This is a genomic window from Nakamurella sp. (genome assembly GCF_044224575.1).
GTDB lineage: Bacteria > Actinomycetota > Actinomycetes > Mycobacteriales > Nakamurellaceae > Nakamurella.
The window spans coordinates 23,189-36,817 of the sequence record NZ_JBGAKE010000003.1 but is presented as its reverse complement, the minus strand read 5'-3'; the positions used below and the strand labels follow the sequence as shown (position 1 = coordinate 36,817).

Genomic DNA, 13,629 nt, shown 5'->3' with positions numbered 1-13,629 from the left:
CCGGCTACTGCTTGACGACGGAGATCATGTCCCGCAGGCCGGCGGTGGGCAGGTAGGCGCGGGTGATCGCGATGCCGATCCGGGGCAGGTCGCCCTCGTCCCGGAACGTCATGTACATCGGCTCGAACCGCGGCTGGAACTTGCCCTTGAACGCGTGCAGCGACCGGAAGCCGTACACCGGCTCCAGTTGTTCGCCCAGGGTGTCCAGGAACTTCTCCACCGGGGACTCACCGTCGGTGTCCGCCGCCGAACGGGCCAGCGGGGCGCCGGACAGCGACACGAAATCGGCTCCGTCGGCCTTGAACCACTGGCACGACGAGGCGATCAGGAACTCCATGGTCGCCCGGAACGAGCCGTCCGCGCGCCGCATCAGGTCCAGCGTCCAGCCCCGCACGTGCCCGCCCGGCCCGTACACCGGCATCCAGGACGTCACGCCGTGCAGTTTGCCGTCCGCGCCGACGGCCAGGCCGACCTTCACCTCGCGGTCCAGCGCCTCGGTGACGCCACCCAACGTGAAGCCCATCTCGGGCAGTTCCTTGTCGCCGAGCCACTGCTGGGACAGTTCCTCGACCTGCCGCACCATCGACCACGGTTCGTCGGCCAGGGTGACCATGCGGAACGTCACGCCCTCCTTGGGCGCCTTGTTCAATGCCGTCCGGATGTCCTGCCACTTCTTGCCCTTGAACTCCAGGGTCGGCAGATCGATCAGGTTGTCCTCGGCGACCTGCGCCGCCGACCAGCCGAGGGCGGTGGTGGCCCCGACGGTGTCCCGGCCACAACTGAAGATGTAGGGCACCAGCGCCGCCTTGTCGCACATCGCCACGAAGTCATCGATGATTCCGGCCGTCGAGCCGGGCGGGCCGACCGGGTCGCCCAGCGCGACGGCCACCCCGGCATGCTTGCGGAACGCCAGGTAGCCCTGCCCGTCGGCGGTGATCATGTGCCGGTTCTCCGGCCAGGTGGTCATCCAGGAGATCGTGTCGCCGCCCCAGCGGCGCAGCAGCTCCTTGGCGGTGTCGGCGTGCGACGTGCCGGAGGCCAGCCGGCGCTTGCTGCGCCGGGGCACCCGGAACGCGCCCCGGCCGCCGATCAGCAGGACCAGGTACACCAGGTAGAGCAACGACTGGGCGAAGAACTCCGGCAGGCCGTTGTCGATGTCCAGGTCGCCCGCGTCCGGATCCAGGGCCAGCAGGACCGCGATCAGGGCGACCAGGATCGCGAACACCACGATCAGGCTGCACAGGACGACGGTCACCCACCAGGCCCAGCGGTAGCCGCGGCGCAGCCCGTTGGCCACCAGCAGGAACAGCGCCACCTCGATGATGAGCACCCACCAGGTCTCGGGGGCGTCGTCGGTCTGGCCGAACGGGGTGAGCCGGTCGGGCAGGAAATTGGCCAGCAGGGTCAGCACGGTGATGACCAGCGCGCCGATCGCGGCCAGCAGGCGCAGCTCGTGCCGGGTGGGCAAGGCCCGGGCGCGTAACGCGGTCGGTCCGGCGAGCCGGGTGGAGAACGGCATGCTCAGCACGACGGCGACGAAGTGCTCGGCGTCGGCCATCTGGCCGACGAACAACACCGAGAACAGCACGTATCCCCAGATGGCCAGCCGCATCCGCAGCCGCCATGGGGGGCGCACGGTGGCACTGGCCACGCTCGCCGCGGCCAGCATGCCGGCGGAGAAACCCACGTCGGTCTCGGTGGCCCGCTGTTGCACCCACTCCCAGCCGGTGCCCTTGAAGGTGAGGAAGAACAGTGCGGTGAGCAGTACCGCACCCCACTGATAGGCCACGCAGATGACGACGGTCCGGGCCGTGCCCAGGCGCCATTCGGAGAAGCCGGTGATGATCGCGAACGCGCCGGCCACGTAGACGTAGAAGAACGGATCGAGGGCGAAGAACATGCCCCAGATGAGGGTGAGCCACCGGCCGTCCTGGAAGGCGGGCAGCCCGAAGGCGACGTCCCCGTAGAACGACTTGTCCTCGATCGAGGTCCAGAGCGTGCCGAAGACGATCGCCAGGACGAGCGTGATGACGACGTAGGCGGAGGTGAACGGAAGCCGCTTGAGTAGCCGCAGCCAGGTCGGGGTCGGCCGTGGCTCGGCGGCCGGCTCGGTCGCGCCCTGGGCGGCCGGCCTGGTCGCGCCTTGGGCCGCCGGCTTGGTCGCGCCCTGGGCCGCCGGATTCTTGGTCGCGGGATTCTTGGTCGCCGCAGTCGTTGCCGCCCGGGTGGTCGTCGCCGCCCGGGTGGCCGGCGACGAGATTGCCTGATTCGGTGCCGGTGCCGGTGCCGGTGCCGGTGCCGGTGCCGGTGCCGGGGCCGCCTGCTTCGCCGACGGCGCGACGGCCACCCCCGACGGGACGTCATTCCCCGGAGTGACGTCGGATGTCGTCGGAGCGTCGGATGTCGTCGGAGCCGCGGGGGCGCCGGTCTCGTTCGGCGCACTGCCGCCGTCGGAAGCCATGCACGGAACGCTATCCTGCCGACGTCGCGCCCGCGCCGACCTGTGCGCGCCCGGGCGAGTGAGTCGCACTCAGAGGATCTTGCAGTGGACGGCAGCGGGTTTCCCGGCCCGACGGACGTGTCGGATCTGGTCGGCCCCGTTCGTCGTAGAGGTAGCGGCCCGGACGAGGTCGGGCCCCTGACGGTGGGAGAGCACATGATCGATTCGGCGGCCGGCCGGCCGCGACCGTTTCGCTTCGGCATCGTGGCCCCGTTCATGCCGGACCTGCCGACCTGGCGTGAACGGGTGCGCCGCATCGCGGGTCACGGCTATTCGACGGTGTTGATGCCCGACTTCCCGCGGTTGCAGCCGTCGCCCGGTCCGGCGCTCGCCGTCGCGGCGACGATCGCCGACGTGCGGGTGGGCACCTGGGTCTACGCCGCACCGCTGCGGGCGCCGTGGCTCGCCGCGTGGGAAGCGCATTCGCTGACGGTGCTGACGGAGGGTCGCTTCGAGATGGGCATCGGGGTCGGCCGGCCCGGCATCGAGGACGAGCTCCGGGAACGGGGGCTGCCCGCGCCGACGCCGGGGCGGCGGCTGGACCAGGTGCGCGACACCGTCCTGGCGCTGCGCGAGCTCGACGGCGAGCGAGTTCGCACGCCGGTGGCGATGGCGGTGATCGGGCCGAAGGCTCGGGCGCTGGCGGCTGAGATCGCGGACACCGTCACCTTCGCGATGGCGCCGGACGAGCCGCGGGTCACCGTGGTGCAGCGAATGCTGGACTTCCGGGCCACCCGTGACGTCGAGCTCTCCATGCACATCCCGGTGGTCGGGGACTCCGTCTCGGCGTTCATGGCCCCGCCGGAGACGGATACCTCCGCGTTGCGCGCGGCCGATTCCCTCGCCTGCCTCCCGCCCGACCCGGCCGCGGCCGCCGACGAGCTGCGCCGGCGTCGGGAAGAAACCGGCGTCTCCTACGTCGTGTTCGGCGCCAACGCGGCGGACGCGTTCGCCCCACTGGTGGCCGAACTGGCCGGGCGGTAGGGCGGTAGCGCGCAGCTTTCGTGGCGACATGCCGCGGAGGCAGTGCGCGGTCCGGCGTCGGCCCGCCCAGGTCCGGGGTCGGGTGTGGCCGGATCTCGCTTGTTCCGGTGAAGTCCCGATCCCTGGAGACGCAGCGATGAACGGCTGCCCGTGGCGCGGTCAACCCGGTACACCCGACCGGGAAAGGGGCAATTATGGCGGTGGTCGAGGATGTCCGATCGCTGGGCCGTGAGCTGGAGCGGTCGTATGAGGTCTGGGTGCGGGACCGGCTGAAGTTCCGGGTGGGGTCGATCGTCTACGTGGCGTTCTCACTCGACGAGCGCGTGATGGGGTTCGCGTTCCCCCGGGACGAGCGGACTGCGCTGGTCGCCAGCGAGCCGCACACGTTCGCCCTGCCCTCCGCGTCCGACCTGCGCTTCAACTGGGTCCACGCCAATCTGGCGGCGCTGGACCCACGCGAGGCGCGCGAACTCGTCGTCGACGCCTGGCGCCTGGTGGTGCCGAAGAAGCTCTCGCGGGCCTACGACCTCGCGCACCCCGGCGGGCCGGGCTGACGGATCCTGCCGGGCGTCGGCCGGGACGCGGATCAGCAGGCCAGGAGTTCGATGCTCCATCCGGCCGACTCGTCGAAGGCGGCCCGGAACCGGACGCCGTTGACCTTGCCGTCGGTCGGCGGCCGGGTGGGGTCGCCCGAAGGTTCGCTCGCCCACTCGACGGGGATGGGGTCGGTGGCGATGAAGCCACCCATCGTGCCGCAGCCGAGGTTGGCCTTGTTGATGTACTCGATGCGCAGCAGCACCTCGGCGGCCTCGGGTGAACCGGGACCCGGTGTGCCGAGCATCGATGCCGCGGCCACGGTGTGCGCGGCCTGGACATCGCCGGGCATCCGAACCTTCGCCGCGTGGCCGCGCACGAAGCAGTCGGCGTTGAGCGAGGCCCGGGGCACCGTCCCCACCTGCAGGCAGTCGCCGCCGCGCAGCGCGCCGAAGCGGGAGACCAGGTCGCTGTACACGAGCAGGACGGACTGCTCGGTGGCCGGATCGAGACCGGCCGGGATCGCGTCCGCGGCCGGCCACGGAGCGGCGGCGTCCACCAGGTCGACCGTCGACCGGTCGAAGGTCACGTCCTGATCCCCGAGCCCGGCGTTGACCGCCGTGGCCGCGGCCTGGAGCCGCCCGTCGATCTCGTCGACGGCGGCGAAGAAGGGCGCCAGCGCCTGGGCGGCGGTGCCGGCCGTTGCGGTGTCCTCCTGCCCGTCGATGGTCCCGTCTTGCTGCCCGTCCGGACTCCCGCCGGTCTCGTCACCGGCTGTGGTCGGCGGGGTCGACTCAGCGGTGGACGGTTGGGTCGGTGCCGGTGGGCTCGTCGTCGGCCCCGGTGTCGGCGATGCCGATGTGGTGGGGTCGGCGGGTGAGCCTGCGGGCATCGGGGTGCCCGGCGACGCGCCGCAGGCCGCCGCCGAGAGCACCACGACAACGCCCAGCACCGCACCGATGAACCGACGAGCACCACGTGTCTTCATGACCGGCGACCTCTCCGACGAGACCCGACCCATACCGATCATTCGCTCCGGCCCCCGGGCCGCCCAGAGGCGTTGGGCCCGTTTCGGAACACGCAGCGGTCCCGGCCGGGCGATGAGTTGGCCGGCCGGCCGCAGTCACACTCACCATGGACATCATGACCGACGAACTCCGGCCCCTGAACGAACGGGGATTCGGTGCCCGAGTCGAGCCGCACCGCCGCGAACCGCACCTGCACGACCCCGCATACGACCCGCCGGCCCCCGACGTGCTGCGCGATCCGGACGGGTTCGTCAGCGAGATCATCACGGTCGACCGCGCAGTGGTCCGGCTCTTCGACCTGCCCGCCACGCTCGGGGCGACCGTGGGTGCACGATGAACGCGACCGTCACCGTCACGCCGGTCCTCGTCGCCGATCTGTTCGTGGAGGGCGAGCGGATGCCGGTCTACGCCCACGTCATCGACCACCCCGACGGGCGGGTGCTGGTCGACACCGGGATCAAGGAACTGCATCCGGCGGTCGCCGACATGGATCCGCGGTTGCGGCCGTGGCACCGGCAGGACGTCGATCCCGCCGGCATCGACCTGGTCGTCAACACCCACCTGCACTTCGACCATTGCGGCGGCAACCACCTTTTCACCGGGCGGCCGATCTACGTCCAGCGTCGCGAACTCGACGACGCGCGCGGTCAGGACGACTACACCATCCACGAGTGGGTCGATCCGCCGGAGGTGCGCTACGTGCCGGTCGACGGCGAGTTCGAACTGCTGCCCGGGGTTCGCCTCGTCCCGGCCCCGGGCCACACTCCCGGCACCCAGGTGGTGGTGATCGATCCGGTCGACGCCGGCGGGCGTCCGGTCGTCATCGCCGGCGACGTGGCCGTGTGGTTCGGCGAACTCGATGAACCGCGCACCGAGGGTCAGCGACTGGTGCGGGCCCTGAACCCCGCGCACGTCTGGCTGGCGCACACGCACGAGCCATGGCGGCCCGGCGCCGGCTGAGAAACCCGGCGCCGGCGGCCTGGCCCGGTCAGCCGGCCGGTTCAGCCGGCCGGCGCGGCGGCGGCGGCGCGGTCCAGGGTTGGTCCGACGGGCATGGCGGCAATCAGCGCCGGCGGGAGCTGCGCAATGGGCGACCCGGCCAGGCCGATGGACTCGAGGGCGCGTTGATCGGCCAGCGGATACCGGATGCCCGCGTCGGTGACCAGGGCGATCGGGCCTCCGGTGCCCTCCGGGCCCGGGAGCGGGGCGATCAGCGAGCCCTGGCCGGGGGCGAGCCGGACCGGACCGTTGGTGCCGCCCGGCGCCGGTTCGGCCGGTCCGATGGCCAGGTCGGGCGCCGATCCCCCGGTGTACCGGGCGCAGAACTGCTGTTCCCCGGGGGCCGGGTCGGCCGGCGTGGGCGCTGTCGTGGGGGCGGGAGCGGGCGATGACGGCGCCGGCGTCGAGGTCGGGTCCGACGACGGGGTCGAGGCCGAGCTCGATGGCCCGGGCGCGGCCGACGTCCCGCCGGTAGGAACGGATGTCGACGGGGCCACCGGGTCGGGGAGCGGCTTCGGGGCAGCCTCGGTGACCTGCGCCTGGGTGACCTTGAGCGGGGTCGGGTCGCTGCCGGCATAGGCACCGGCCAGCGCCGGATCGGCCAGCAGCAGCTGCACCTGCAACGGCGTCAACGATGCCAGCCCGTCCCGGGTCATCACGTAGGACGCGTTGGTGCGGTCCGCGTAGATCGTGCCGACGGTGGTCGGCTGGCTCGACCCCGGCAGCGGCGGCCCGGGTTCGCCCAGCCCCGCAATGTCGGGTGGGGCCAGCGGCCGGCCGGCGGGCAGCGCGGCCACGAACGTCTCGTCCACCAGCAGCGGGGCGGCGTCGTGGTAGCCCAACGCCGGCAACCACTCATCGGCAATCGGATAGGCCGACCCCGACCAGAGCATGGAGCTTCGGCCCTGTTCGGTCCGCACCAGCAGGCCGTGGCCGCTGTCGAGCGGGGCGCCGGCGGCGGTGACCCCCGGCCGGATCTGCGTGCTCAGCCGGTCGCCGTCGGCCGCCCGACCCACCGCACACACCGACCAGGCCGGCCCGACGATCTGCGTCGCGTCCGGCAACGAGTCCGGCGCCATCGGGATGCCGAGCATGGGACCGCGGACGGCGGAGTCGAGGGAGGACCCGGAGACCGTGACGACGTGCAGGCCGTCGCCGAGCAGCAGCTTGGCCGAGGCGTAGTTCAGCATCGGGTGCAGCGCGCCGTCCAGGAAGACGTACCGGGCGCCGGTGTCGTCGTCGACGATGAACGCTCCCGATTCCTGCCAGGCCGTCGAACCTCCCGGTCGCAGAACCCCGTCGATCCCGGCGACCGCCAGCAGCAGCACGGTGACCAGGATGCCCCCGTACACCCCGGCGCCGAGCCGGGACAGCGGCGCGCCCGACCCGTCCGGATCACCGGTGAGCAGGGCCGACCGCATCCGTCGGCTGCGGAACCGGTGGGCGGCGAGCTCGTCCCGGGTATCGGCCGTCATTCCCGGTGCCCGCCCGCTGTCCTGCCGGTCGTCATCGACTCAGCCGCCGAGCCCGCGGACGAAGGCGAAGGCGCCGAGCACGGCCGCGACCAGCGGGATGACCGCGATCGTCAGCAGCAGATCGCCGATTTCCGCCGCGCGCGCCATCGCCGGGGTGCGGGGGGTCCGCCGGCCGGCGATCGTCGCCGCGCCCACCGCGCCGGCCATCGCGACCGCGATCATCAGGACGACGGTCAGCGTGGACTCCGCGTGGATGACCACACCGGTGGGCACCGCGAGCAGGCAACCCACCCCGCACAGCAGGAGCGGAAGCCGCTGCCCGACCGTGCGGAACAGCCGGGCGCGCAGCAGCATGGCCAGCCCGACGACCGCGGCCAGCGCGGACCCGGCCGGGGCATCGCCGAGAGCCAGCACGACCCCGGCGGCGAGCGTCGGCCACGCCAGGCCATGCAGCAGCGCGGTGAGCAGGTGTACCGCGCGACGGGTGCGGATCCGGGCGTCGCCGCCGTCGGCGGGCCGGCGGGCCGCCGCGCCCAGTTCCTGGGGCGAGACCGGCAGCGGATCGGCATCGAAGGCCGCCAACCGCAGCGACAGGCTCGGCACCGCCGGCATCAGGCAGACCGCGAGCCCGCAGACCAGGGCCGCCGCGCCGAACGCGCCGAGACCGAACCCGGCGCCGAGCGCACCGGCTGCGGCCAGCAAACCGGCCGAGGTGATCACGGCGCCGAACGCGACCCGGTGCGACCCGACGGCCGCCGTCGCGGTGCCGGCGAGCACGCCGGCGGTCAGCGTCCCCGCCAGCCAGGGCAGCGGGCCGAGCGAGGTCAGGGGGTCCGATCCGGCGGTGGCGACGGTGGCGGCCGCCGCCCCGGCCGGCACGGACAGCAGGCCGATCGTCAGCGCGGCTCCGTTGTCGCCCCGGCGCCGGGCCAGCAGTCCGGCAATCACCTGGGCGGCCACGGCGAGGCCGGCCAGGGACACCGCCGGCGCCACCCAGGGCGGTCCGAGGGCGAGCGTGGCCAGGATGGCCAGAACGCCGAACGCCGCACAGCTGCCCAGGGCGACGGCCCGGCCGGCGCCGGCCGTCCAGGCCGCGGTGCCCGTCCGCACCTCATCGGCGATCGCGTCGGCCACATCGTCGTGCACGACCGCCGGTTCGGCGGTGTCCGCGCCCGCCAGGTACACCGTCGCGCCACTGGCGACGCCCTCGTCCAGCAGGGTGCTCGACCCGGGCAGCGGCCGACCGGCCGCGGTGCGCAGAATCCAGCCGCCGTGCGCCATGGCCTGCTCGCGCAGCGATCGCGGCGCCAGCTCCAGCACGGTCTCCAGGACCTCGGCCATGGTCGTCCGGTCCGGCAGGGCGAGGTCGATCCGGGACGACGGGGTCCGGACGCTGACCGTCACGATGCGGCTGGCGGGACCGAACGCCGATTCGGATCGCACCGTCTCGAGCGTCGCCGATCGCTGACCGACCGGGGGCCCGGTCGGCGTGGGACCGGCGAGCACCGACGGGGTGTGCGGCCGCCCCGGCCGGGCCTGGGCGGCGGCGCCCGGCGCCCACGGGCTGGCCGGCAGGCGCCGGGCGGGCGAGTGGATCGGGGCCCGGTCGGCCACCGGATCGGCCGGCTCCACCGAGGTGGTCAGGCCGGCCGGCGCGGTCGGCGGAGCGAAGCCGCTCGGCCGGGTTCCCGCGGGATCCATCAGCAACGGCCGCCGGGAGTCGCCGGGACCGCCGGGCGGCTCGGGCGCCGGGTGCCCGTCCCGCTGGGCCCGGGGGTCGGGCCGCGCCGACAACTCGGCCGAGACGCCAGGCTGCGCCGGGTGCTCGACCGGGGAGTCCGGCTGCAGCGGGTGCTCGGCCGGGGCACCCGGCTGCGCCGAAAGCGCGTCCGTCCCGGCGGGACCGACCGGACGGTTCGACGTCCGGTGGCTGCGGTGGTCGGTGTCGGACGGCGCTGCGGTGACCGGCGGCGGGGGTGTCGGCTCGGTCATGAGCCCCGCCGATCCCACCCGGCCGCGGCCGGCTCCAGGACGGTCTGCACGACGACCTCGTCACCGCGCCGCGGCACCCACACGCCCCGCCCCGGTGGCCGGGACGTCATCTTGCTGCGACCGATGACCGTGCCCTCCGATTCGGGCCCGGACAGCAGCAGGGCCGGGCTCCCCGCGTCCTTCAGTGTGGCGTAGATGGAGTCGTACACAGCGCGGGCGGCGCCCCGGGCCTGCCGGGCGACGATCAGGTGCAATCCGATGTCGGCGGCGTGGTCCAGCAGCGGCACGAGCGGGGTCAGCGGCGCCGCCCCGGCCAGCCGTTCGTAGTTGTCCACGATCAGGTAGATGTCGGCGGGCGACCCCCACCAGGCGCGGGAGGCAACCTCGCCGATCGGCGTCCCGGGCGGGGGCAGCCGGGCGGCCAGCCGCTGCGCGTTGGCCGAGACGATCCCCGCCGCGTCCCGCCCGGTGGCCGCCGACGCGATCAACTGGTCCGGCCGGAAGGGCAGGTTCTGCAGCCGGCGGTCCGGGTCGAACACGATGAACCGGGCATCGTCGAGTCCGTCGTCCGCGGACAGTTCGCGGATCAACCGGAGCAGCAGCGTCGACTTGCCCGTCTGCTCCTCCCCGAACACCAGCAGATGCCGGTCGGCGAACGGATCCCAGCGGACCGGGCGCAGGTTCTCGTCCAGGCCCAGCACGACGCCCCCGGCGCGATCCGGCTGCGCCGGCAGATCGGCCGGGCGCACCGTGGCCGGCAGCACCCGCACCCCGGGGGCCCGGCCCGGCCAACGGCCCCGCACCAGCTCGATCAGCCGGGCGGTCGCGGCGGGCAGGTCCGCTGTGGTGGTGCGGCCGTCGACCCGGGGGACCGCGGTCAGCAGGTGCAGGCCGTCGCGGTTCAGGCCCCGTCCCGGCCGGTCCACCGGCACGGCGGCGGCGAGGCGGGAGTGGACATCGGAGTCCAGCGGGTCGCCCAGCCGGAGCTCGACCCGGGTGCCGATCAGGTCCTTGAGCGCCGGCCGGATCTCCGGCCAGCGGGTCGCGGTGATGACCAGATGGACCCCGTAATTCAGCCCGCTGGCCGCGATCGACATCAGCCGCGATTCGAGCGGCTCGAACGCCTCCCGCACCGCGCCCCACCCGTCGATGACCAGGATGAGGTCCCCGTACCCGCCCGGATCCAGGTCGCCGGTCCGGGCCGCCGCCGCGCGCCGGCGCCAGTCGGCCACCGACGAGACCCCGGTGGCGGCGAACGCCGCCTCCCGCTCACCGAGCACCCGTTCGACCATGGACACCGTGCGCCGGACCAGGTCCGGCTGCAGGCGGCCGGCCACCGCGCCGACCTGCGGCAGCCCGGCCAGGGCGGCGAGGGAACCGCCGCCCAGGTCCAGGCAGTACATCGACAGTTCACCGGGACCGTGGGTGAGCGCCAGGGCGCAGACCAGGGTGCGCAGCGCGGTCGACTTGCCGCTCTGCGGCGCGCCGACGATCGCGACGTGTCCTGCCGCCCCGGCCAGGTCCAGCTCGAGGACGCCGCGGGTCTGTTCGAACGGCCGGTCCACCCAGCCCAGCGGGACCCGGCCGAACCCGGCACCGGGCTGGCGCGGCGATGCCGGCAACAGCAGGTCCAGCGACGGCGGATCCTGCAGCGGCGGCAGCCAGACCTCGTGGGCCGGCACCCCGGCCCCGGCCAGCCGGGACACGCCGATCTCCAGCACGGTGCCGGCCGGGCTCGCGGGGCTCCGGTCCGGTTCGCCCGGCACGACCACCTCGCCGGGGGCGGGGCCGGCCACCGCCCCGGCCGCCCCGGCGACGGTGTCGATCGGAACCGCCGATGACAACCGGAACACCTGCGGCTCCGGTCGGGCCACGGCCGCCGGCTCGGTTCGCCGGTCGCGGACCGGGCCCGACACGAACGCGGCCTTGAACCGCACCAACTCACTCGTGTCGAACCGGAGGTACCCGTTCCCGGGGGCGGTGGGCAGCCGGTACGCATCGTCGACGCCGAGCACGACGCGGGATTCCGCCGCCGAGAACGTCTTCAGCCCGATCCGGTACGACAGGTGGGTGTCGAGACCGCGGAGCCGCCCCTCCTCGAGCCGCTGGGACGCGAGCAGCAGGTGCACGCCCAACGACCGGCCGACCCGCCCGATCGTCATGAAGACGTCCAGGAATTCCGGTTTCGCGGTCAGCAACTCGCTGAACTCGTCGACGACCACCAGCAACGAGGGCACGGCGGTCAGATCGGGGCGGGTGTCGGCCCGGGCCCGGTCGTAGTCGCGCAGCGAGGCGAAGTCGCCGGCGGCCCGGAGCAGTTCCATCCGCCGGGCCAGCTCACCCGCCAGGGCATCGGACATCCGGTCGACCAGGTCGAGATGATCATGGAGGTTGGTGATCACCGCGGACGTGTGGGGCAGGGCGTCCAGCCGGGTGAAGGTGGCGCCCCCCTTGAAGTCGACGAGCACGAAGTTCAGCAGGTCCGGCGGGTGGGTGATGGCCAGTCCGAGGACCAGGGTGCGCAGCAGCTCCGACTTGCCCGACCCGGTGGCGCCGACGACCAGGCCGTGCGGACCCATGCCGCCCTCGGCGGCCTCCTTGAGGTCGAGGTCGACCGGTTGTCCGCTGCTGCCCACGCCGATCGCCACGCGCAGGCGATCCCGCGCCGGCCGGGGCTGCCAGCTGACCGCCGGATCCAGCGTGCGCACGTTCGCCACGCCGAGCAGATCGGCCAGACCGGTGGCGGCCGTCATCGGCTCGGCCGGGCCGTTGCCGGGCGGGCGCAGGTCGGTCAGGTGCCGGCAGGTGGCCGCCGCGACCGCGGGCGTCACCTGGTCCGGGATGCCGACGTACCCGGTGAGTTCATGGCCGATCCGGTCGACCGTCACGGTCTGCACGTCGGTGTCGGTCACCCGCAATCGCAGGCTCCGCCCGACGGGTAGGTCGCCGTCCCCGCCGATCTGCAGGACGGTGACCCCCAGCAGCCCCTGCGGCCCGTCGAGCTGGCCGCCGGCCCGCGCCGCCCCGGAGCCGCCGTCGACCAGCACCACGAGATGGCTGCGATCGGCGAGCGGACCGGCGCCCACCTCGGCCCAGGGTCGGCCGGCGAGTTCGTCGGCCAGGATGGCCTCGAGCGCCGGAAGGCTGTCGGCGACCGCCAGCACCGGCGGACGGGTCGGTGACCCGGCGGGGTCGGCCAGGTGCGGCACCCACTTGAGCCAGTCCCAGGAGCGGGCCCGGTCCGGTCCGGACCCGGGCGGAAGGCACACCGCCAACCGCAGTTCGGTCGGCGCGTGCCAGCAGACGGCCTGCAGCAGCAGCGCGGCGGCCATTCGCCGGGCGGCCGGCAGGTTGCCCTCGAACCGAACGACGGAGAAGGACCGCAACGAGAGCGCCACCGGAAGCGCGGGCACTGTCCGATGGATCCGCAGGAGGCGTTCGCGGGCGACCGCCGCCACCGGGTCGACGTCGTCGGCCGGCCGCCCGTCGGCGGGTGGCAGGATCATCGACAGTTCCTGATCGCCGACGGCGATGCGGGTGGCGGCGAAGTCCGGATCGGTGGGGCGGCGCTCCCAGAGCCGGCTGGTGCGGGCCAGCGAGGCCAGCGCATCGGGAGCCGGATGGATCCACGTCAACGCCTGCCGCTGGGCGGTCGCGGCCGCCCGGGCCTGATCGCGGACCCGGGCGAGATGCCGGAAGTAGTCGCGCCGGGCGCCGGCGATCTTCCGGGACCGGTCGCCGCCGACCCGGATCAGCTGACCGGCCGCGACGGCGACCATGGAGACCCCGAACAGCACGCCCGCCGCCATGTGCAGACCGGAACCACCGGAGGCGAAGATGAGCGCCATCGCGCCGAAGCCGGCCAACGCGGGCAGCAGGACCAGGACGGCGCCCATCCCGCCGCCCTGCCGGGCGGGCAACGTGGGGGCAGGCCGGACATCGGCCTCGCCGACCGTCACGGCCGGTGGTTCCCGGCGTGGCGGCCGGCGGAAAACCGCAGTGGTCACGGCACATGCTCCCGAAGTGGTCCCGCCCGTGGCCGGACCACCGGCCCTGGTCGGGCCCGATCCTGCCACGCGGCGACGGCGACCGCGCCGAATCCGTGAGGACGCGGTCG

9 protein-coding genes are annotated in these 13,629 nt (G+C 73.9%); 4 read left to right on the top strand and 5 right to left on the bottom strand.

Annotated elements, in window-relative coordinates; genetic code table 11:
* Window positions 1-4: 4 nt before the first annotated feature.
* Window positions 5-2,461, bottom strand: coding sequence for a bifunctional lysylphosphatidylglycerol flippase/synthetase MprF (locus ACILSK_RS04180; RefSeq protein WP_395725871.1), 2,457 nt, complete (start codon window positions 2,459-2,461; stop codon window positions 5-7).
* 195 nt (window positions 2,462-2,656) lie between these two features.
* Between ACILSK_RS04180 and ACILSK_RS04175 the strand changes: the two genes are divergently transcribed.
* Both ACILSK_RS04175 and ACILSK_RS04170 read left to right on the top strand, forming a co-directional pair.
* Complete coding sequence (locus ACILSK_RS04175; protein ID WP_395725870.1) at window positions 2,657-3,484, top strand: LLM class flavin-dependent oxidoreductase; 828 nt, start codon at window positions 2,657-2,659, stop codon at window positions 3,482-3,484.
* A gap of 194 nt (window positions 3,485-3,678) precedes the next feature.
* Complete coding sequence (locus ACILSK_RS04170) at window positions 3,679-4,038, top strand: MmcQ/YjbR family DNA-binding protein (RefSeq protein ID WP_395725869.1); 360 nt, start codon at window positions 3,679-3,681, stop codon at window positions 4,036-4,038.
* A gap of 32 nt (window positions 4,039-4,070) precedes the next feature.
* On the opposite strand, the gene ACILSK_RS04165 is transcribed toward ACILSK_RS04170, so the two are convergent.
* A complete protein-coding gene (locus ACILSK_RS04165; RefSeq protein WP_395725868.1) occupies window positions 4,071-5,006 on the bottom strand; it encodes a hypothetical protein in 936 nt (311 codons plus the stop codon).
* 155 nt (window positions 5,007-5,161) lie between these two features.
* Between ACILSK_RS04165 and ACILSK_RS04160 the strand changes: the two genes are divergently transcribed.
* Both ACILSK_RS04160 and ACILSK_RS04155 read left to right on the top strand, forming a co-directional pair.
* Window positions 5,162-5,383, top strand: coding sequence for a hypothetical protein (locus tag ACILSK_RS04160; RefSeq protein ID WP_395725867.1), 222 nt, complete (start codon window positions 5,162-5,164; stop codon window positions 5,381-5,383).
* Window positions 5,380-6,006, top strand: coding sequence for an MBL fold metallo-hydrolase (locus ACILSK_RS04155; protein WP_395725866.1), 627 nt, complete (start codon window positions 5,380-5,382; stop codon window positions 6,004-6,006). Before ACILSK_RS04160 ends, ACILSK_RS04155 begins: the two co-directional genes overlap by 4 nt.
* A gap of 41 nt (window positions 6,007-6,047) precedes the next feature.
* Here ACILSK_RS04155 and eccB read toward each other — a convergent pair whose 3' ends face one another.
* Genes eccB through eccCa form a run of 3 tightly spaced genes read right to left on the bottom strand, consistent with a single transcriptional unit; the run spans window position 6,048 to window position 13,519 of the window.
* A complete protein-coding gene (gene eccB, locus ACILSK_RS04150; protein ID WP_395725865.1) occupies window positions 6,048-7,520 on the bottom strand; it encodes a type VII secretion protein EccB in 1,473 nt (490 codons plus the stop codon).
* A 39-nt stretch (window positions 7,521-7,559) separates the two neighbouring features.
* On the bottom strand, window positions 7,560-9,512 hold the full coding sequence (eccD, locus tag ACILSK_RS04145) for a type VII secretion integral membrane protein EccD (RefSeq protein WP_395725864.1): 1,953 nt from the start codon (window positions 9,510-9,512) through the stop codon (window positions 7,560-7,562).
* Window positions 9,509-13,519 (bottom strand): type VII secretion protein EccCa, encoded by a 4,011-nt coding sequence (gene eccCa / locus ACILSK_RS04140; RefSeq protein ID WP_395725863.1) that lies wholly within the window; start codon window positions 13,517-13,519, stop codon window positions 9,509-9,511. The genes eccD and eccCa overlap by 4 nt, the downstream gene beginning before the upstream one ends.
* Between the last annotated feature and the right edge of the window lie 110 nt (window positions 13,520-13,629).